Here is a 19,887-nt window from a genome sequence, read left to right as displayed (position 1 = left end):
TCAGCCGCCGTTGCAGGCGTGTTCTGCCCATCGGCGTTCGAAAAACTCTGGTCATCCCGGACGGAGCGAAGCGGAGATCCGGGATCCATGCCGGAGCCTTTCCGCAAGAGTTTCCGGCATGGATCCCGGGTCTCCCTACGGTCGCCCGGGATGACACGCGCTTGATCGGGAGCAGCCCGAGGCCGCTCCCGAAGCGCGTGGAGTTGGCTTCCTGATGATCGCTCAGGGCTTGAGCGAGGCGTTCCAGAAGTACGGCCAGGGCGAGGCGGTGTAGCCGGTCAGGCGCGGCGACTTGGCGCTGAGGGCGGCGAAATCGCCGACCTTGTAGAAGGGCACCTCTTCGAAGATCAGCTTCTGCAGATCGGCGAAGATCGCCTTGCGCTTCGTCTCGTCGGCTTCGGCGTTGAGCGCGTTGAGGAGCTTGTTCTTGGTCTCGCTCGCCCACCAGCCGGGATAGCTGTCGGGCAGCGGCGCGATCAGGGCGGGCTCGGCCAGGAACGGGCTGTGGGTGATGAAGATATCCCACAGGGCCGGCTCGGCGCGGCGCTGCACCAAAGTCGCCCAGTCGACGACCTGCAGGTCGACCTTGAGGCCGGCGGCCTTGAGATATTCGGCCGCGACCTGCGCCATCTTGTAGTGGAACTCGTATTGGCGGCTGGTCAGGATCCGGATCGGCGCGCCGTCATACTTCGCGGTCTTGGCCAGAGCCTTGGCCTTGTCGGCGTCGCCCTGGTTGTAGGCCTTGATGCCGGCATCGCTGCGCCAGGTGTAACCTTCCGGGTACATGGCGCCGTCGACCTTGTAGAACTCCGGCTTGCCGAAGGCGGCAGCCAGCATGTCCTCGGCATTCAGGGCAGCCTGGACAGCCTTGCGCATGTCCTGGTTGGTCATCATGCCCTGCTTGTTGTTCATGATGAACATCGGCCAGCCGAAGCCCTGCATCAGCAACGGCTCGGTCTTGGCCTGGCCCTTCAGCCGATCGAAAGCCTCGACCGGGATCAGGTCGGCGAAGTCGAACTGGCCGGCAAGCGCGCCCTCGACACGGGTGTTGGCATCGGGAACCGGCACGAAGCGGATCTCGTCGAGATACTGCTTGCGGGCGCCGCCGAAGCCGTCGGGCTCGCCCTGGCGCTGCTTGTAGTCGTCGAAGCGGACAAGCTGGATGTACTGGTCGGGCTTGCGCTCCTTGAGCTGGTAGGGCCCGGTGCCGATCACCTCCTTGATCGGGTTCTCCATCTTGTCGGCCGGCATGATCACGGCCGCGGAGTTGTTGAAGGCGAGCAGCGCGGTGAGCGGCGCGAACGGGGCCTTCAGCGTGATCTTGACCGACTTGTCGCCCTCCGCCTCGATCGAGGCGATGTTGGAGGCGACGAGCTTGCCGCGCGAGGCGAGCTCGGTCCAGCGCTTCAGCGAGGCGACGACGTCCTGCGCGGTCATCGCCTTGCCGTTGTGGAAGGTGACGCCCTGGCGCAACGGGATGGTGTAGACCTTGCCGCCGTCGCTGATCTGCGGAAGCGCCTCGGCCAGGAGCGGGGTCAGCGCCCAGTTCTTGTCGAAGGTGTAGAGCGTCTCGTAGAAATGCTGGGTGATCATGCCCAGAAGGTCGCCGGCGGCGACCATCGGGTCGAGCGTGTTGGGCTCGCCGATCGTGGCGACGTTGAGCGCGCCGCCCTTCTGCTGGGCGAGAGCCGGCGCCGCGGCGCCCAATCCCGCGACGGCGAGCGCGGTCGCGCCGATGCGGGCCAATTTCTTCAACATCTCAGCTTCCTCCCTGTGGTTTCTTGTCAGTCGGTGTTGAAATCAACGGCGCTTCCCATCAGCGCCGGCGGATGGTCTCCACGACATGGGCCAGCTGCTCGACCACCGCGGCAGTGATCTGCTCGCCCTTCTCGCGCGTCGCCAGCGAGGGGTCGCCGACGACGCCGGTGCCGCCGGACATTTCGTGCATGGAGCGGAACAGGGCGCCGCGGGCCGGCAGGATCATGTCGGCATTGGCCCAGTCATGGGTGCCGACATAGCTCATCCCCGAGACCAGCGCGGTTCGTACGCTCGCGGGCGCACCGAGCAGCATCAGCGAGGTCTCGAACTCGCAGGCATGGTTGACGCCGGCGAAGCTGCTCTCGCGGATCGTGCCGAGTTCCTTGGCGGCGAGGCGCCACCAGGTCAGGAAGGCGACGCGGCAGTCGCGATGCTTCGTGCCGAAGGTCTCAAGCAGCACTTGGCCGATCGCCTGATTGCCGCCATGGCTGTTGAACAGCACGATGTTGCGGAAGCCGTGGCGCACGACGCTTTCGAGGATATCCCCGACATAGGCCAGGAAGGTCTCGTGGCGGACGCTGAGCGTCCCGGCGAAATCCATGTGGTGCTCGGAGCAGCACACCTTCACCTGCGGCAGGATCAGGACCCGATCCCCCAGCCTGGCTTCCAGCGCCTGCAGGAAATGATCGCCGATGACGGCGTCAGTCTCGAGCGGCAGATGGGGGCCGTGCTGCTCGATGGCGGCGACGTTCAGGACGACCGGGATGTCGCGATCGAGCGCGGCGACTTCGTTCGTCGTGAGGGTTTCCCAACGCATGGTTCTGGTCCGGCTCTCAGGAGATCGTGCGTTCGGAGACGCGGAAGCGGGCGATGGCGGCTTCGTCGAGGGTGATGCCGAGCCCCGGCCCGTCATCGGGGATACGCACATGCGGCGGCTCGAAGGCGAGCGGCTTGGCGAGCAGGTCGTGGCTGCGGATCATCCGGCCGAAGATGTCGCTCGGCCAGACGCAGCTCTTCGCCGCGGCGGCCTGGTGGACATACATCGCTTCGAGGATGCCGAGATCGACCTCCGAGCCGTGCCAGCAATAGACGCCGGCGGTCGAGGCGATGTGGTCGAGCGTCTGGAACTTGGCGAGGCCGCAATTGAAGTTGAAGCCGTCGACGGCGCCATGGGCGATGGCGTTGATCGCGTCATGGGCGCGCTGGCCCTGGTAGATATAGGGCAGCGAGACGTGCAGCACGATCGGGATCGAGGAGAAGCGGCGCAGCTCCGCGAAATCCTGCAGCATCCAGCGCGGCAGCGGGTCTTCGAGCAGCAGGACGTTGCCGACCTTCTCCAGCTCACGGATGATCGGGCGGGCATTGCCCGAGTTCTCCCAGCGCTGGTTGGGATCGAAGATCACCTTCATGCCGGGCGCGTACTGCTTGATCTGTGCGCACCAGCCGGCGACGTCGTCCTCGAGGTCGCATTTGAACTTGATGACCTTGTAGCCTTGCTCGAAATAGCGCTTCACCCAGGGGCCGACCTCATCCTGGGTGCGATGGCTCGACCAGGCGCTGACATTGACCCGGTCGCGGATGGCGCCGCCGAGCAGGCGGTGCATCGGCACGCCCAGCGTCTTGGCATAGGCGTCCCAGATCGCGCATTCGAAGCCGTCATATTCGCGGCAGAGCGGCAGCGGCAGGTCCTGCAGCGGCAGATCGAAGATCGACTGGCCGATCAGGTTGGCGCAGATCGCCTCCAGGCGCGGCCATTCATGGTCGCGATAGAATTCGCCGATGCCGACGACGCCGTTCTTCAGCTTCATCCGGACGATCAGCTTGGGCAGCTCGTCGAACTGCACGCTCCAGCTCGCCTTGCCGCCGACCGGCAGCATGTGCAGCGGCTTGGCGAGGCTCTCCGAATTGATGACGCCGGGATTGGCGGGGACGATGACCTCGTCGAACTGGAAGGACAGGATCGTTCCGTCGGCTGGCTGCATGGCTCGGCTCGTCTTCTCATCGTTGGCGCTTGGCGCGGCGGCCGGGAATGTAGCTGGATTACATTTACTGTCAATCTAGCCAGTGCGATTTGCACAGTCGGCCGCCTTCCGGCGTCACGCGACAGGAACGAAACGCCCGTGGGCGCGGAGGAGGCGTTTCGGCTTTCGCCAACCTTCTCAATAGTCAAGTGGCTGATTTCGTGAATAATTCTAGATGGACTTATGCGTCGTCAGGCCGCGCCGTATGTCCCGGCCGGCTCTGCTGGTCCGTCAATGTAGCGAAATTACCTTTCGAGGAGATCAGTCGCCGATCGGCTGCCCCTCGGTGCTGCCGTGAAGGGCGATGAGCGTCGCGCGGGCGCGCCAGAGCTTCTTCGAGACGACCTTCATGCGGCGGGCGCCGAGCAGGGTCGCGATGCAGTCGAGCAGGAAGAGCTGCCCGTAGCGGCCGCGATTGGGCATGTAGAAGAACTTCTCCTCGTCGAAGGCCTGCAGCGGCACGAGCACGCTGGCGAGTTCGGCGAGCGGGCTCGGCGGGTGGGTGACGGCAATGACGCCTGCGCCCTGGCTGCGGGCGATCTCGGCGCTGTCGAGCAGCGAGCGCGGCTTGCCGGTGACCGAGAAGATCAGGAGGACGTCGTCGGGTCCGCAGGTCGCGGCCATGACGCGCTGCTGATAGGGGTCGGCTGTCGAGGATGCTGCGACGTCGAGGCGGAACAGCCGGTTCTCGGCCTCGGTCGCGACATTGGCCGAGCTGCCGCCAACGCCGAAGCAGAAGACGCGGCGGCCCTTGTCGAGCAGGTCGACGGCGGCCTCGATCGCTTGCGGATCATGCTGGGCGAAGGCCATCGACAGCGCCTGCACGGTCGCGTTGTAGACGTGCTCGGCGACCTCGTTGCCGGTGTCGGCGGGCTGCTGGCGCTCGGCGGCGAGATACATCCGGCCGATCGCATATTCCTGGGCCAGGCGGATCTTGAAATCGGTGAAGCCGTCGCAGCCCATGCGGCGGGCGAAGCGCACCACCGTCGGCTCGCTGACATGCGCCTGGGCCGCCAGGTCCCTGGTGCTGATCCGCGCTGCGCCGTCGATATCCGCCAGAATGATCTCGGCGACATTCCGTTCGGCCCGGTTCATCTCAGGTGCTTCGACCCGCATGCGGTCGATCAGGCTGCTCACGTGGCGCATCGTCCCAGTTTCCGGCACTCGCCGCGGTGGCGTCAGATATCTCTCGCCAGGACCCAAGAAAATCCGTGGCGCACTTGATTCCACAGTTTCCCGCCGAGGGCGCGGCGCTTCCGGCGATGCGGCGGTCGATCATTAAGTATTTCGACGGGTGGGCAATCAGGCAAGGGGCGCGGTGCCGAGAGCCAAGGGGTCAAGCAGTTATGCTGCGAGGGCCGGTTGTTTCAGTGCTCGCCACGCACCCGCCGCGAGATGGTCACGAAATGACCCGATTGGGTTCAGCCCGTCATCCCATTTCCGGTGTCTAATCGCGCACTCATCCGCAACCGATGGAAGGAAACTCCATGCGAATGATCACGATTGCCGCTGCCGGTGCCGCGCTCTTGCTGGCGGGCGCCGCCAATGCCCAGACCCGCCCGGCCGATCCGCCAGCGAGCGCGCCGCCTACCACAGCGCCGCAGACGCCATCGACCGCGCCGACGATCAAGTCGATCAATGTGGTGGAGCTCGACGCGCTTCCCGAGGCGACCCGGGCACAGGTGAACCAGGTTGTGGCGACCCGCACGGCGAATGAGCTGCAACAGCTTCAGAAGGCCATCGAGGCCGCTCCGGCGGTGAAATCCGCCATCGAGGCCAAGGGCTTTTCGACCCGCGATGTGGTGCTGGCCGAAGTGAACGACGAGGGCGAGCTGACGGTCGTCACGAGGCGGCTCGGCTGACCGATATGCCGCGCAGGTCAACTGCTCCGAAGGAGCCGTATCTCCCAGGTGGCGGAGGACCATTCAGCCCTCCGCCTCTTCTCAATTGGAATTATCGAGGCAGGGCAGACGGGCGATAGCGTCGCCCTGCGTACTCCAGTCCTGCCTCCGGCGTCGATGATCGACGGATACTGCTTTCAGATGGCAACGCCTGGCACTGCCATTTGAAAGCGTCCGGTACTAGCTCCAGAACCCATCCTGATGGGCGCGTGGCGAGAACGTTTCCGAGTCGTCCTGTTCGGTCGTCTCGATGTCGTTCTCGTGTTCGGCGTCGAGTGCGCCGTCCGAGTCGTGCCGTTCGAGCATGGTTCTCTCCTTTCATAATCTAGGGGGAGGGTTGCTTCAGGCACACCAAAGATAGGGGTTTTTGCTGCGCTGCACAAGGTTTTGGGCAGGGTCTCGGCCTTCCCGAAGGGCAGGTTGGGCTCAGCCATTGCCCCCCGAGCGTGCTTCCGTCGCGGTCGCCGACTGGCTCTCCGCGGCGCGATCCAGGCATTCGGCCATGGCCGATGTTCCCCATGAGTGCTTTGAGCACTGCGCCGTTCCGACGGTCAGATTAGGGGTGGATCCTTGTGGCTGCTGCGCGCCGCTGCATCCGCCGAGGGCCAGGGCGAGTATGGCCAAGGTCAGTCGCATTTTGCTCTCCCGTTTCGAAACCCGGCCAGCCCAGCACAGTGGTTGGGCAGGAGTTTGATGCCGGGCAGGCGCTGATGGTGGCGCGTGATTTGCGCGGAGCAAGGCGACTATGCCGATGCCGTCCAGTTTCGAAACGTTTTGTCCCAAAAACGCGCAATCGGAGACGTCCATGTCGTCGCGCCGCCCATCCCTGCGCCTAGCCCGAATCCTCGACCGCCTCGACAGGCGCAAGCGCGCCGCCCGCAAGGCCGCCGCGGCGGCCCGAGCGGCGGAGCAAGCAAATAGCGCCGAGCCATCGGCACAGATGAGCAAGGACGATGAGGGGGCAGGGCGCGGGAGCAAGTAGCCGGCAGGCGCGGCGCCGAACAAACGGCCCGCCGGTCCTTTCGGGCGGCGGGCCTTCGATCGAGCCCCGCACGGGCAGTGCGCGGGGCTCGTGACATTCGGTTACCAGGTCTGGCGGTTGTACCAGGTATCGACGTCCGTCTTCACGCGGTCCTTCTCGATGCCGTAGCGCTCCTGGATCTTGCCTTCGAGCTGGTCGCGCTTGCCTGCGATGACATCGAGATCGTCATCGGTGAGCTTGCCCCACTGCTCCTTGACCTTGCCCTTGAGCTGCTTCCAGTTTCCTTCGACGCGGTTCCAGTCCATCGGATTTCTCCTGTCAGGCGTTGAGGGTTGAGTGTCCGCTGTCGCGGGAGAGCGGTCAGATCAGCGGGCCGCGATAGGGCTCCGCCCTCTCGTCGAATTGGCTCCAGCCGCTCTGGCGATACTCGGCGAGGCGCTCGTCGCGATCGATCGGCGTCGCGCCCTCCATGATCGCCTCGGCGGTCGGAGCGCGATCGTCGCTGGTCCGCACCGAGACCACCGAGCCTCCGCGGCGCACGGTTTCGGCATAGTAGTTGGCGTCGTCAGCGCTGGTGCCGGCGCTGGTCAGGGCGCCGACAATGCCGCCGGCCGCGCCGCCGGCCACCGCGCCGGCCGCCGTCGAGGCGAGCCAGCCGGCCGCAACCACCGGGCCAATGCCGGGAATCGCGATCAGGCCAAGGCCAGCGAGCAGGCCGGCAGCGCCGCCGAGCGTCGCACCGATGCCGGCGCCTTCTCCGGCGTTGCTGTCGTCCGTCTTCTCGTGACGACCGACAATGCTGATCTCGGAGCTCGAAAAGCCTGCGGCCTCGAGCTGCTCGACGACGATGCGAGCCGATTCATAGTTGTCGTAGGATCGCGTGATGGTCTGGGTCATGTCTTATTTTCTCCCGATATCGATTACGGTCGCTCAGTTGCGGGTGATGTTGCCGCGGTAGTCGACCGATACGTTGACCTGAGCGCCCGAATGGGTGGCCGTTCCCTTCCAGACGCCGTTGTCGTCCTTCTTGAGACCGCCGACATTCGAGTAGCCATTGGCTTCGAGACGGCTCTTGGCCTGGCCCTCGGTGAAGCTGTTGGCGCCCGGAAGCGGCGCATTGGCGTCGGCCGGTGCATTCGGGGCTGGTGTCGGCGATGTGGTCGACGTCTGCGCCAGCGCGCTTGTCGAAAGCAAGGCGCAGAAAATCGACGTGAGAACCACGTTCCGCATCATTATCTCCTTGTGGGTAAACGGCATTTCGTCCGCTGCCGATAAAACCGGCAGCGGCCGCGATGGTTCCCGAAAAAGTGAAGATGCGAGGAAGGTTCTCGCGGCTCAGTAGCCAAGCCGCGGGCGGGTGGATGCGAGGCCTGCGCTTATTGGGGCGGCCTGCGGCCTGGCTCAGCCGGGAAGAGCGAAATCCAGGGCGGCGGCGACATGCAGCTTCGTCGTGTCGAAGACCGGCAGGCTGAAATCGCCCTGCGAGAGCAGCAGGGTCAGTTCGGTGCAGCCGAGGATGACGCTGTCGATCGCTTGCGGGCGCATGCGCTCGACCTCGCGCAGGCAGGTCAGGCGCGATTGCGGGCGGACGATGCCGCGGCAAAGCTCCTCGAAGATGATGTCGTTGATCGCCAGGCGCCCACGCGCGTCAGGAATTACCGGGGAGAGCAGCCCGCTGCGCGCCAGCCGGTGGCGATAGAATTCCTGCTCCATGGTGTAGCGCGTGGCGAACAGCGCCGGCCGACTGCATCCCGCGGCCTCGATCGCGCGTGCGGTCGTGTCGACAAGATGGATCAGAGGGATGCCGACCGCCGCCTCGATCTCCGGGGCGAGGCTGTGCATGGTGTTGGCGCAGATCAGCAGGCCGGCGGCGCCGGCCCGCTCCAGACCGCGTGCGGCAGCCGTCATCAGCCCGGCAAGTTCCGCCATGGCGCCGGCCGCCTGAAGGCGAGCGATCTCGGCGAAATCGAAGGAATGCAGCAGGAGCGGGGCGGAGTGGAGCCCGCCGAGCCGGGCCCGCGCGCCCTCGTTGAGCAGGCGGTAATAGACCGCCGTGCTCTCCCAGCTCATGCCGCCGAGCAGGCCTAGTGGCTTCACGATGCGACAGTTCCCTGCCGGGCGCCGGCGCCGATCTTCAGCTCGCTCATCGCTTCTGCGTATGCGCGAAGACGTCGTAGTTCAGCTCGGCGATGCGGAACCATTGCTGGATCTCGTCGCGGAAGCGCGTCCACGGCTCGTAGATCCGCCGGAACTCGGCATTGCGGGCCGCTTCCTCGCGATAATAGGCGTCTGCCGCCTTGAACGCGGCTTCCATGACGTCGCGTGGGAAGGAGCGAAGCTGCACGCCAGCGCCGACCAGACGGCGCAGCGCCGCCATGTTCTGGGTGTCGTATTGCGCGAGCATCAGCATGGTCGACTCGGCGCTCGCGGTCTCGATCGCAGCCTTGAAATCGTCGGGCAGGGCGGCCCAGGCCTTGTCGTTGATGTAGAGGCTGATCTGCGGGCCGCAATCCCACCAGCCCGGCGAGTAATAGTAGCGCGCAACCTTCTGGAAGCCGAGGCGCTCGTCATCGGCCGGGCCGACCCATTCGACCGCGTCGATGGTGCCGCGCTCCAGCGCGGAATAGATGTCGCCGGCGGCGATGGTTTGCGGCACGACGCCCATGCGCGACAGGATCTCGCCGCCGATGCCGGGAATGCGCATCTTCAGGCCGGAGAGGTCGGCGACGCCATTGATCTCCTTGCGGAACCAGCCGCCCATCTGGCACCCGGTGTTGCCGAGCGGGAACTGGACGATGCCGAAGCGGGCGAAGAGCGGCCGCAGCAGTTCGAGGCCGCCGCCCTGCATCATCCAGGCGATGTGCTGGCGCGAGTTGAGGCCGAAGGGCAGGCCGGTGTCGAAGGCGAGCGCCTTGTCCTTGCCGGTGTAGTAGAAGGTGGCGCTGTGGCCGCATTCGATGGTGCCGGCGCCGACCGCATCGAGCACCTGGAGCCCGCCGACGATCTCGCCGGCCGCGAAGACCTGGATCTTGAAGCGCCCCTTGGTCAGCTGATCGACCCGGCGTGCCAGGTTCTCGGCGGCGTTGAACAGGATGGGCAGCGATTTCGGAAAGCTCGAGGCCAGGCGCCAGCGCACCTCGCCGGATTGCTGCGCCACGGCCGGTGCCGCGACCGTCGTGGCCGCGGCTGCCCCGGCCAGCATTCTCCTACGCGTGAACGCCATCTTCTTCTCCCCCGAGAATTGCGTCAGCTTCGATTTCGATCAGGATGTCCGGGTGGATGAAGGTGATCCCGGCGAGAAAGGACGTGACGGGCTGGATCTGCCCGAAGAACTCGCCGTGGATGTTTCCGACCTTCTCCCAGTCTTCGGCATGGCGCAGGAAGATGCGGGTGCGGACCGTGTTCGCCAGCCCGTTCATGCCGCAGGCCGTTAGCGCTTCGGCGATCTTGCGCAGGCTTTCCCGGGTCTGGATTTCGACATCGTTCGCCCCGATCACGCCGTCCGGGCCGAGGGCTGTGGTGCCGGCGACGACGGCATGGTTGCCGACGCGCACCGCGCGGCAGTAGCCGATCCGCTTTTCATAGGGCCCGTCGCTGACTACCTGCTGTCTCACAACCGTCTCGCTCTCTTATGTTCCGTTCGGAACATAAGAGAGCGGGCATAGATTCCTGTCAATCGGATTCAGGGCGCGATGCGAGATTCTGCGAAGGCCATGCTCACCGGCAATGCGATCACCACGGGCTATCGCATCAGCTTCCTGGCCAATTATCTGATGGGGGCGATCTATGCGCGGGTGCAGGCCGATCTCGGCTTCAACCGGGCCGAGGCCGCGATCCTGTTCTGCCTGGCGCATATGGCGCCGCTGAGCGGCATCGAGATCGCGGAGATGACCGGCCGGCCGCGCAACAGCATCAGCCCGGCGGTCGGCAAGCTGCTGCGGCTCGGCATGATCGTGAAGGAGCCGGCCGAGCAGAACCGCAAGATCGAGCTGCTCTCGCTGACGGGGGAGGGCAAGGCGATGAGCGAGAAGGTCGTCGCCTATTTCGTCGCGCGCGAGCGCCCGATGCTCGAGCCTTTGGCCTCGGCCGCCGATCGCGCAGCGCTGGACGGGCTTCTCGCCCGGCTGATCTTCCGGAGTGACGACTGGCTCGACACCACCGTCTAGAGCGACGGCGCCGCCTGTCGGCGACAGTGGGACCGCTCCGCTTTTCGGTCAGGCGATAACGCAATTTACACAACGTCACCCCTATCAACGGTGCGATGCGGGGGCGTCGCGGCGCCGTCTTGCCCCCGGCCGGAGCGGCCAAGCGCGTCCGCAAAGAGGGGTGGGATTCGATGGAGATGTCCGTAAGCGGCGACCGTGCCGGCGTGCTGCATGGTGTCGTGGATCCGTCGCTGCTCCGGGACGAGCTGCTTTCCGAGATCTTCGAGGCTTCGGCGGTACGGACGCCCGAGCGCACCGCGATCGTCTTCGAGGATCGTCGCATCAGCTATGCCGAGCTCAATGCGCAGGCCGACCGGGTCGCCCGGGCGCTGCGCAAGCAGGGCGTGAAGCCGGGCGAGTTCGTCGGGCTGTGGATGTCGCGCTCGCTCGACCTGCATGTCGGCCTGCTCGGCATCCTGAAGTCCGGTGCGGCCTATATCCCCTTCGACGTCGACGCGCCGGCCGAACGCATCGGCGAGTGCCTGAGCGATTGCGCGGCGAAGGTCATCGTTATCGACGCCGTGACCGCCGGAAAGCTCGACCGCGAATTGCCGGCGACGGCGCGGGATTGCCTCGAACTCGTCGCCGAAGGCGGTGAGGGCGCACCTCTCGACCTGCGCTCCGACGGCGTCACGCCCGAAACCCCGGCCTATGCGATCTACACCTCGGGCTCGACCGGAAAGCCCAAGGGCATCGTCATCGAGCACCGCAACATCTGCCATTACCTGCGCTCGTCCAATGCGATCTACGGGATGACGCAGGACGACGTCTCCTTCCAGGGCGCCTCGGTCGCCTTCGACCTGTCGCTGGAAGAGATCTTCGTCCCCTATCTCGTCAGCGCGACGCTCTGGGTCGCCTCCCAGAAGGTGCTCGGCGAGGTCGAGCGCCTGCCGGAGCTGATGAACGCGGCCGGGATCAGCGTGCTCGACACCGTGCCGACGCTGCTCGCCATGCTGCCGCAGGATGTGCCGAGCCTGCGCATCATCATCCTCGGCGGCGAGGCTTGCCCGCCCTCGGTGAAGCAGCGCTGGTGCCGGCCGGGCCGCAAGATCTTCAATTCCTACGGTCCGACCGAGGCGACGGTCGTCGCGACGGTCGACGAGGTCACGCCGGAGGAGGCGGTAACCATCGGCGTGCCGATCCCGAACTACACCTGCTATGTCGTCGACGAGCAGATGCGGTTGGTCGGCCCCGGCGTCGAGGGTGAGCTTCTGATCGGCGGGCCGGGCGTCGCGCGCGGCTATCTCGGCCGCCCCGACCTGACCGCCGAGAAGTTCATCGCCAACCCCTTCCACCCGATGGCTGGCGACCCGGTGCTCTACCGCTCGGGCGATGCGGTCAGCGTCGCCGAGAACGGCAAGATCCTGTTCCATGGCCGCATCGACGACCAGGTCAAGCTGCGCGGCTTCCGGCTCGAGCTCGGCGAGATCGAGGCGCGCCTCTCCGACCTGCCCGGCATCGCACAGGCGACGGTGGTGCTGCGCCGCGACGACGGTATCGATCGGCTGGTCGCCTTCGTGGTGCCGGCGGGGGGCGCCGCGCTCGACCGTGCCCAGATCCGCGGCGCGCTGAAGCAGACGCTGCCGCCCTACATGGTGCCCTCGCATTTCGAGGAGATGGCGGTGCTGCCGCGCCTGACTTCGGGCAAGGCCGACCGCAAGGCGCTGAAGGCGGCGCCGCTCAGCGCCCCGGCCGAGGCCGAGGAGCAGGAGGAGCCGCAGACCCCGACCGAGGCTGCGCTGCTGGCGGCGGCGAAGCCGCTGTTCCCCGGGCAGAACGTCGGATTCGACGCAGACTTCTTCGCCGATCTCGGCGGTCATTCGCTGCTCGCCGCGACCTTCCTGGCGGCTGTGCGCGGCAATCCCGACCTGCCGGCGATCACGCTGGAGGACATTTACAGCTTGCGCAGCCTGAGGGCGATCGCCGCCCGGCTCGACGAGCGCGAGCAGGCAGCCGGCGGGCGCAAGCGGCGCGATCTCAGCTTCACGCCGCCACCGCTGCTGCGCCGGGTGCTCTGCGGGCTGGCACAGCTCGCCTGCATGCCGCTGCTGCTGCTGGCGCTGACCGGGCCCTGGCTCACCATCTTCGTGACCTATGAGCTGATCACGGTCGACGAGAAGGTCGAGTTCGGCGAAATCCTGATGCTGATGGGCGTCTACATGCTGGTGACGCTCGCCATCCTGATCGCCGGCATCGTCGGCAAGCGGCTGGTGCTATGGCGGACGACGCCGGGGCGCTATCCGGTCTGGGGCGTCTATTTCTTCCGCTGGTGGCTTGCCCGGCAACTGACCTCCTTCATCCATCTCAACCGCATGCAGGGCACGCCGCTCGGGCCGTTCGTGCTGCGTCTGCTGGGGGCGAAAGTCGGCAAGCGCGTCTTCTTCAGCGGCTTCGAGGCCGGCGCGGTCGATCTCGTCGAGATCGGCGACGACGTCACCCTCGGCGGCAAGCTCAGCATCGCCAACGCCGAGGTGATCGGCAACGAGCTGGTGATCGGCACGGTGACGATCGGGCGGGACGCCTATATCGGAACCTCTTGCGCCATCGGCCATGACACCGTTATCGGCGAGGGCGCCGAGCTCGCCGACCTGACCGCGCTCTCGCCCGGCATGCGGGTCGGAGCCTTCGAGCATTGGGACGGCTCCCCCGGCCATAAGGTCGGCACGGTCGATCCGGCGAAGTGGCCGCAGCATGCGCCGGCGCCCTCCGCCCCGGTTCAGGCCCTGCAGACCGTCTATTACGCGCTGATGGTGCTGGCGATGCCGGCGCTCAGCCTGCTGCCGATCTTCCCGGCCTTCTACCTGTTCGACCGCTACGACACGGTCCTCCAGCAGATGGTCGGGGTCGACTATCACTGGTACCTGCCGGTGCTGACCTGGCCGACGGCGATGCTGATGATGCTCGGCACCGTGCTGCTGGTGACCGCGATCCGCTGGATCGTGCTGCCGAGCGCGCCGGCCGGCACCAAGTCGATCCATTCCGGCTTCGCAGTACGCAAATGGACGGTCGGGCTCGCTTCCGATGTCATGCTGGACAGCCTGAGCTCGCTGTTCTCGACCATCTACATGCGGGTCTGGTACCGGCTGATGGGCGCCAAGATCGGCAAGGACACCGAGATCGCCACCAATTTCGCCGGGCGCTACGACACGATCGCGATCGGTGACCAGTGCTTCGTCGCTGACGAGGTGGTGCTGGGTGACGAGGATGTGCGTCGCGGCTGGATGACCTCCGGCCAAGTCAGCACCGGCTCGCGCGTCTTTATCGGCAATGATTCCGTGCTGCCGCCCGGCGCCTCGATTCCCGATGGTGCCCTGATCGGCATCAAGTCGAAGCCGCCTGCCGACCAGCCGATGGCGCCGAACGAGACCCGTTTCGGCAGCCCGCCGATCCTGCTGCCGGCCCGCCAGCGCTTCGACGATGCCGATGTCGCCAAGACCTTCCGGCCGCCGGCCTGGCGGCGCGTGCTGCGCGCTGTGTTCGAATTGTTCAGCGTCTCGATGCCGACGATGATGTTCATCACGCTCGGCACCTTCGCCGCCGAATACGTGCTGTTCCCGGCCTTGGAGAAGTCGCAGAGCTGGGCCGAGTTCGCGCCGACCTTCATCGCGACCGCCGTCGCCTGCTCGATCATCCTCGCGAGCGTCGTGCTGGTGGTGAAATGGCTGATGATGGGCGTCTATCGCCCCGGCAATCACGGGCTCTGGTCATGGTGGGCGCTGCGCACCGAGGCGATGACGACCTTCTACTGGGGCACCGCCGGGGCGCTGCTGCTCAACGCGCTGCGCGGCACGCCGATGCTGCCCTGGGTGATGCGTCTCTTCGGCGCGAAGATCGGCAAGGGCGTCTTTCTCGACAGCACCGACATCACCGAGTTCGACTGCGTTTCCATCGGGGACCATGCGGCGATCAATGCGACCTCGAACCTGCAGACCCATCTCTTCGAGGACCGGGTGATGAAGATCGGGCAGATCGAGATCGGCCAGGGCACTGCGATCTCGGCGCTGACGACGGTGCTCTACGACACCCGCATCGGCGATTATGCCCGGCTCGGCAACCTCACCATCGTGATGAAGGGCGAGGCAATCCCGGCCCATACGCAATGGGCTGGCGCCCCGGCACAGCCGGCGGCCGCGTAGAGAGGCGGCGGGTCAGCGCAGGATGCTGGCGGCGAAGTCGCGGGCGATCTCGTCGATGCTCATGCGCTCGGGCCGGTACCATTCGCCGGCCCAGTTCACCGCGCCGAGCAGCAGGAGGCGCACCGAGTCCTGCGAGACGGCGGGGGCGAGGAGCCCCGCCGCGGCGGCCTCCGCCACCAGCCCGCGCCAGATCTCCTCATAACGCCTGCGCTCGACGCGGCAGCCCTCCTGCACCGTGGCGGGCAGGAAGGAGAAGGCGCGGATGCTGGCCGAGGTATAGGCGCTGTGCTCGAGTGAGGAGAGCAGATGCGCCTTGATCGCGGCCTCCAGACGCTGCCGCGGCGTCGCTTCCGGTCCGAGCGCTGCGAGCGCGGCTGTGACGGCCTCATGGACGACACGCACGCCTTCGTTGACGACGGTGCCGACGATGTCGTCCTTCGAGGCGAAGTGGTGATAGATGCTTCCGGCCTTGATCCCGACCCGGGTGGCGATCTCGCGCGTGGTCGTGGCGTCGTAGCCCTGGCGCAGCAACGCCGCGGCGGCGTCGAGGATCTGGCGGCGCGCGCCGCCTTCCGGGCGCTGGCCGGCCGCCGGATTGCTGGCCGGGTCCTGCTTCACGAAATCTCGCCCCAGGCGGTGCCGGCGATCCGCTCACGGCGCATCAGGAGCCGGGCCGTGCCGTTCTGGACCACTGTGCCGTGCTGGTTCTCCAGCGCGATCGCAAGCGCGATCAGGCCGCGATCGGGGTGCTTGACTGCTCGCATCTCGGTGACCTCGATCACGGCGCGGATGGTGTCGCCGGGGCGGACGGGGGCGGCGAAATCCCAGCTGACGCCGAGCAACGCGATCACCGTCCCGTCGATCAGGTCTAGCCGCGAGGCGAGGCCGAAGGCAATGCCGATGCCCATCGGGCCATGGGAGATGCGGGTCTTGAACTCGGTCTTGGCCGCAAACTCGGCATCGGTGTGGACGGGGTTGTAGTCGCCGGTCAGGCCCGCGAAATCGCCGATATCGGCTTCGGTGATCGTCCGGCCCGGCGTCACGAAACGCTGGCCGGGCGAAAACTCGTCATAGACGCGGCCCATCGATTTCCTCCCGGATTGGCAAGGCATCCTCCGTTCGCCCGGCGCGGAATGACCCTTGCCTTTGCTGTCTCCCTAACGGTAGTTAGGTAGCAACGCCGCGGCGCGCTGGCAAGGCGCCGGGGCGGCAGATGACGGGAGGCACGGGCGAATGCCGGTGATCGAGAGCAGGCTGCGCGGCGGGGCCGAGCAGGATGAGAGGCGGGCCGCCTATGCGGCGCTGATCGAGACCTTGCGCGAGCGGCACGGCCGCGTGCTGGCCGGCGGCGGCGCGAAGCTGCAGGCACGCCATCGCGAGCGCGGCAAGATCCCGGTGCGCGAGCGCATCGACCTGCTCGTCGACCCGTTCTCGCCCTTCCTGGAATTGTCGCCGCTCGCGGCCTGGGAGCTCTATGGCAACGAGGTGCCGGCCGCCGGCATCGTCACCGGCATCGGCATGGTCTCGGGCACCCCCTGCATGATCATCGCCAATGACGCGACGGTGAAGGGCGGCTCCTTCTTCCACGAGACGGTGAAGAAGCATTTGCGGGCGCAGGAGATCGCCTTCGAGAACCGTCTGCCCTGCCTCTATCTCGTCGATTGTGGCGGCGCCTTCTTGCCCGAGCAGGACCGCGTCTTCCCGGATCGCGACCATTTCGGCGGCAGCTTCCTGCAGCAATGCCGGATGTCGGCTTCTGGCCTGCCGCAGATCTCGGCGGTGTTCGGCGGCTGCACGGCCGGCGGCGCCTATATTCCGGCGCTGTCCGACGAAGTGGTGATGGTGCGCGGAACCGGCCGCATCCATCTCGGCGGCCCGCCGATCGTCAAGGCGGCGATCAACGAGATCGTCGACGGCGAGACGCTGGGCGGCGCGGAAATGCACACCCTCGTCTCCGGCGTCAGCGACTATCTCGCCGAAAGCGAGTTCGAGGCGATCGCCAGGCTGCGCGACATCGTCGGCGCACTGAACTGGCCGCCGGCGCCGCGCCCGCAGGCGCGCCCGGCAAACCCGCCGCTCCACGACCCCGCAGAGATCGAGGGCATCGTCGGCACCGATCTGAAGCAGCCCTTCGACGTACGCGAGGTCATCGCCCGCATGGTCGACGGCAGCGTCTTCGACGCCTTCAAGCCGGACTATGGCGCGACGCTGGTCACCGGCTTCGCCCATATCCATGGCCAGCCGGTCGGCGTCCTCGCCAATAACGGCGTGCTGTTCTCCGAGAGCGCGCTGAAGGGCGCGCATTTCATCGAGCTCTGCGACCAGCGCCGGATTCCGCTGCTCTTCCTGCAGAACATCACCGGCTTCATGGTCGGTACCGAGGCCGAGCGCGGCGGCATCGCCAAGCATTCGGCGAAGCTGGTCTACGCCGTCTCGAACGCCCGTGTGCCGCGCTACACGGTGATCATCGGCGGCTCCTATGGCGCCGGCAATTACGGCATGTGCGGCCGGGGCTTCCAGCCGCGCTTCCTCTTCGCCTGGCCCAATGCCCGGATCGCGACGATGTCGCCGGAGGTGGCGGCGACGGTGGTGACCGAGCTCAGGCGTTCCAGCCTGACGCGCGGCGCCGCCGACGAGAGCGAGATCGAACGGGTCGACCGGGCGACGCGGGCGCAGTTCGAGGAGCAGAGCACGCCCTATTACGCCACCGCCCGCCTCTGGGATGATGGCATCATCGAGCCGGCCCAGACCCGCGACGTGATCGGGCTCTGCCTCGCGCTCGCCGCGCGCGAGGTCGAGCTGCCGGGGCACCGCCCCGTCTACCGGATGTGACAGCGATGATCGGTTCCCTTCTGATCGCCAATCGCGGCGAAATCGCCGTGCGGATCATGCGCACCTGCCGGCGCCTCGGCATCCGCACGGTCGCCGTCTTCTCGGATGCCGATCGCGATGCGCTCCATGTGGCCTGCGCCGACGAGGCTGTGCGGATCGGCCCGGCTGCGGCGCGCGACAGCTATCTGCGCGCCGAGGCGATCATGGAAGCGGCCGCGCGCAGTGGCGCCGAGGCGATCCATCCCGGCTATGGCTTCCTCTCCGAGAAGCCGGATCTGCCGCTGCTCTGCCGGGAGGCCGGGCGCATCTTCGTCGGTCCATCCGCCGATTGCATCCGCGCCATGGGGCCGAAGATCGGCTCGAAGCTGATTGCTGAACAGGCCGGCGTGCCGAGCGTGCCGGGCTATGCGGGCGAGGACCAGTCGAATGCGGCGCTGGCCGAGGCTGCGGCGCGGATCGGCTATCCCGTGATGATCAAGGCCTCGGCCGGCGGCGGCGGCAAGGGCATGCGCCGGGTATTCTCGGCGGCGGAGCTCGTGCCGGCACTCGACCTCGCCCGCGCCGAGGCGCAGGCGGCGTTCGGCGATCCGGCGCTGCTGATCGAGAAGCTGGTGCTGCGCCCGCGTCATCTCGAAGTGCAGGTCGCCGGCGACAAGCACGGCAATGTCGTGCACCTGTTCGAGCGCGACTGCTCGGTCCAGCGCAACAACCAGAAGGTGCTGGAGGAGGCGCCGGCGCCCAATCTCGCCCCGGCGATCCGGGCCAAGCTGCTCGAGCGCGGCGTCGCGCTCGCCCGGACCATCGGCTACGACAATCTCGGCACCGTCGAGTTCATCCTCGAGGAGGGCTTCGACGAGCCCTGGTTCCTCGAAATGAACACGAGGCTCCAGGTCGAGCATCCGGTGACCGAGGCGATCACCGGCTACGACCTCGTCGAATGGCAGATCAGGATCGCGGCGGGCGAACGGCTGCCGGCGCTGCAGCATGAGATTCGCGAGAGCGGCCATGCGATCGAGGCCCGCATCACAGCAGAACGGGCCGATCAGAGCTTCCGTCCCGATGCCGGCCGGATCGAGGGTTATCGCGAGCCCGGCGCGATCCGGGTCGACAGCGGCGTGCGGGCCGGCTCCGAGGTGACGCTGTTCTACGATTCGCTGCTCGCCAAGGCGATCGCCACCGGAGCCGACCGGGCCGAGGCCTGCGCCCGGCTGGCGGCCGGCCTGCGTGATTTCGCCATTCTCGGCCCGGCGACGACGCTGCCCTTCCTGGCCGACGCGGTCGAGCATCCGCTGTTCGCCGAAGGACGGGCGACGACGCGCTTCATCGAGGAGGCCTTCCCCGATGGCTGGGCGGCGAAGCGCCCGAACCAGCGCTTGGCACGTGCGGTCGCGGCCCTGCTCTGGCTCGCGCGGCAGGAGGCGGCGCGACCAGGCGGCGATGCCTGGGCCGGGCTGTCCGGTTTCCGCGTGCTGGCGCCGGCCGGTGGTCTTGCCGCGAGCCATGTCGTCGCGAGCGAGGAAGGCACGACGACCCGGCTTGAGGTTCGGGCTCTGCTGGACGGAGGGCGTGCGGTCCGCGATGGGGAAGGAGAGATCGAACTCGTGCTGCGCAGCGGCGACGAGAGCTTCGAGGTTACCTGCGAGGGCAGGCTGCTGCGCGGCAGCCACGCCGTTGCGGACGGGCGCGTCAGGCTGGTGCTCGACGGCGAGAGCTTTGATATCGGTCTTCTGAGCGCGACGCGGATCGCGGCCGGCGCCAATGGCTCCTCGTCGGGATCCGGCGCCGTCAACGCCTCGATGCCGGGCGTGGTCGCGGAGGTCCGGGTCGCCGCGGGCGAGCGGGTCGAGGCCGGACAGGTCGTCGTAGTGCTCGAATCGATGAAGCTCTTCACCTCGCTGACCGCCGGGATCGCCGGCACGGTCGCCGACATCGCCTGCCAGACCGGCGAGACGGTCCCGGCCGGCAAGCGGCTGGTGATGATCGAGGCGTCGCCGGCCTAACGCGTGCGATTGTCCGTACGAACGCGTTGGAATCGGCCTTCCGGGGGCAGCT

18 protein-coding genes are annotated in these 19,887 nt (G+C 67.0%); 5 read left to right on the top strand and 13 right to left on the bottom strand.

The window, feature by feature from the left end; all coding sequences use genetic code 11:
• Nucleotides 1-222: 222 nt before the first annotated feature.
• The 4 genes from RKE40_RS07990 to RKE40_RS07975 all read right to left on the bottom strand — a co-directional run bounded on the left by RKE40_RS07990 (nt 223) and on the right by RKE40_RS07975 (nt 4,925).
• Nucleotides 223-1,758 (bottom strand): ABC transporter substrate-binding protein, encoded by a 1,536-nt coding sequence (locus RKE40_RS07990; protein ID WP_316017699.1) that lies wholly within the window; start codon nt 1,756-1,758, stop codon nt 223-225.
• Nucleotides 1,759-1,816: 58 nt separating this feature from the next.
• Nucleotides 1,817-2,575, bottom strand: a complete 759-nt coding sequence (locus tag RKE40_RS07985; protein WP_316017698.1) for a creatininase family protein — start codon at nt 2,573-2,575, stop codon at nt 1,817-1,819.
• Nucleotides 2,576-2,591: 16 nt separating this feature from the next.
• On the bottom strand, nt 2,592-3,740 hold the full coding sequence (locus RKE40_RS07980) for a mandelate racemase/muconate lactonizing enzyme family protein (RefSeq protein WP_316017697.1): 1,149 nt from the start codon (nt 3,738-3,740) through the stop codon (nt 2,592-2,594).
• Nucleotides 3,741-4,040: 300 nt separating this feature from the next.
• On the bottom strand, nt 4,041-4,925 hold the full coding sequence (locus tag RKE40_RS07975) for a MurR/RpiR family transcriptional regulator (RefSeq protein ID WP_316017696.1): 885 nt from the start codon (nt 4,923-4,925) through the stop codon (nt 4,041-4,043).
• A gap of 347 nt (nt 4,926-5,272) precedes the next feature.
• Here RKE40_RS07975 and RKE40_RS07970 point away from each other — a divergent pair, with 347 nt between their 5' ends.
• Nucleotides 5,273-5,641: a hypothetical protein gene (locus RKE40_RS07970; protein WP_316017695.1), complete on the top strand. Its 369-nt coding sequence runs from the start codon at nt 5,273-5,275 to the stop codon at nt 5,639-5,641.
• A gap of 219 nt (nt 5,642-5,860) precedes the next feature.
• Here the strand turns inward: RKE40_RS07970 and RKE40_RS07965 are convergent, their stop codons facing one another.
• The 7 genes from RKE40_RS07965 to RKE40_RS07935 all read right to left on the bottom strand — a co-directional run bounded on the left by RKE40_RS07965 (nt 5,861) and on the right by RKE40_RS07935 (nt 10,276).
• Entirely contained in the window at nt 5,861-5,986 is a 126-nt protein-coding gene (locus RKE40_RS07965; RefSeq protein WP_282568049.1) for a hypothetical protein, read from the bottom strand.
• Nucleotides 5,987-6,763: 777 nt separating this feature from the next.
• On the bottom strand, nt 6,764-6,967 hold the full coding sequence (locus RKE40_RS07960) for a CsbD family protein (protein WP_066476002.1): 204 nt from the start codon (nt 6,965-6,967) through the stop codon (nt 6,764-6,766).
• A gap of 55 nt (nt 6,968-7,022) precedes the next feature.
• A complete protein-coding gene (locus RKE40_RS07955; RefSeq protein ID WP_316017694.1) occupies nt 7,023-7,559 on the bottom strand; it encodes a general stress protein in 537 nt (178 codons plus the stop codon).
• Between the two features lie 33 nt (nt 7,560-7,592).
• Nucleotides 7,593-7,892, bottom strand: coding sequence for a PepSY domain-containing protein (locus RKE40_RS07950; protein ID WP_316017693.1), 300 nt, complete (start codon nt 7,890-7,892; stop codon nt 7,593-7,595).
• Between the two features lie 171 nt (nt 7,893-8,063).
• Entirely contained in the window at nt 8,064-8,759 is a 696-nt protein-coding gene (locus RKE40_RS07945) for an aspartate/glutamate racemase family protein (RefSeq protein WP_316017692.1), read from the bottom strand.
• Between the two features lie 46 nt (nt 8,760-8,805).
• Nucleotides 8,806-9,885 (bottom strand): TRAP transporter substrate-binding protein, encoded by a 1,080-nt coding sequence (locus RKE40_RS07940; RefSeq protein WP_316017691.1) that lies wholly within the window; start codon nt 9,883-9,885, stop codon nt 8,806-8,808.
• A complete protein-coding gene (locus RKE40_RS07935; protein WP_316017690.1) occupies nt 9,869-10,276 on the bottom strand; it encodes a Rid family hydrolase in 408 nt (135 codons plus the stop codon). The genes RKE40_RS07940 and RKE40_RS07935 overlap by 17 nt, the downstream gene beginning before the upstream one ends.
• A 78-nt stretch (nt 10,277-10,354) precedes the next feature.
• On the opposite strand from RKE40_RS07935, the gene RKE40_RS07930 reads away from it, so the two are divergent.
• Both RKE40_RS07930 and RKE40_RS07925 read left to right on the top strand, forming a co-directional pair.
• Nucleotides 10,355-10,828, top strand: coding sequence for a MarR family winged helix-turn-helix transcriptional regulator (locus RKE40_RS07930; protein WP_316017689.1), 474 nt, complete (start codon nt 10,355-10,357; stop codon nt 10,826-10,828).
• Between the two features lie 170 nt (nt 10,829-10,998).
• On the top strand, nt 10,999-15,003 hold the full coding sequence (locus tag RKE40_RS07925) for a Pls/PosA family non-ribosomal peptide synthetase (RefSeq protein WP_316017688.1): 4,005 nt from the start codon (nt 10,999-11,001) through the stop codon (nt 15,001-15,003).
• 12 nt (nt 15,004-15,015) lie between these two features.
• On the opposite strand, the gene RKE40_RS07920 is transcribed toward RKE40_RS07925, so the two are convergent.
• Nucleotides 15,016-15,621 (bottom strand): TetR/AcrR family transcriptional regulator, encoded by a 606-nt coding sequence (locus tag RKE40_RS07920; protein WP_316017687.1) that lies wholly within the window; start codon nt 15,619-15,621, stop codon nt 15,016-15,018.
• A complete protein-coding gene (locus RKE40_RS07915) occupies nt 15,618-16,088 on the bottom strand; it encodes a MaoC/PaaZ C-terminal domain-containing protein (RefSeq protein ID WP_316017686.1) in 471 nt (156 codons plus the stop codon). The genes RKE40_RS07920 and RKE40_RS07915 overlap by 4 nt, the downstream gene beginning before the upstream one ends.
• A gap of 148 nt (nt 16,089-16,236) precedes the next feature.
• Here RKE40_RS07915 and RKE40_RS07910 point away from each other — a divergent pair, with 148 nt between their 5' ends.
• Nucleotides 16,237-17,835, top strand: coding sequence for an acyl-CoA carboxylase subunit beta (locus tag RKE40_RS07910; protein WP_316017685.1), 1,599 nt, complete (start codon nt 16,237-16,239; stop codon nt 17,833-17,835).
• Nucleotides 17,836-17,840: 5 nt separating this feature from the next.
• On the top strand, nt 17,841-19,835 hold the full coding sequence (locus RKE40_RS07905; RefSeq protein ID WP_316017684.1) for an acetyl/propionyl/methylcrotonyl-CoA carboxylase subunit alpha: 1,995 nt from the start codon (nt 17,841-17,843) through the stop codon (nt 19,833-19,835).
• Nucleotides 19,836-19,887 lie beyond the last annotated feature (52 nt).

Source organism: Allobosea rubneri, from assembly GCF_032464875.1.
GTDB lineage: Bacteria > Pseudomonadota > Alphaproteobacteria > Rhizobiales > Beijerinckiaceae > Allobosea > Allobosea rubneri.
The sequence above is the reverse complement of the archived record's forward strand: the minus strand, read 5'-3'. Positions and strand labels throughout refer to the sequence as shown.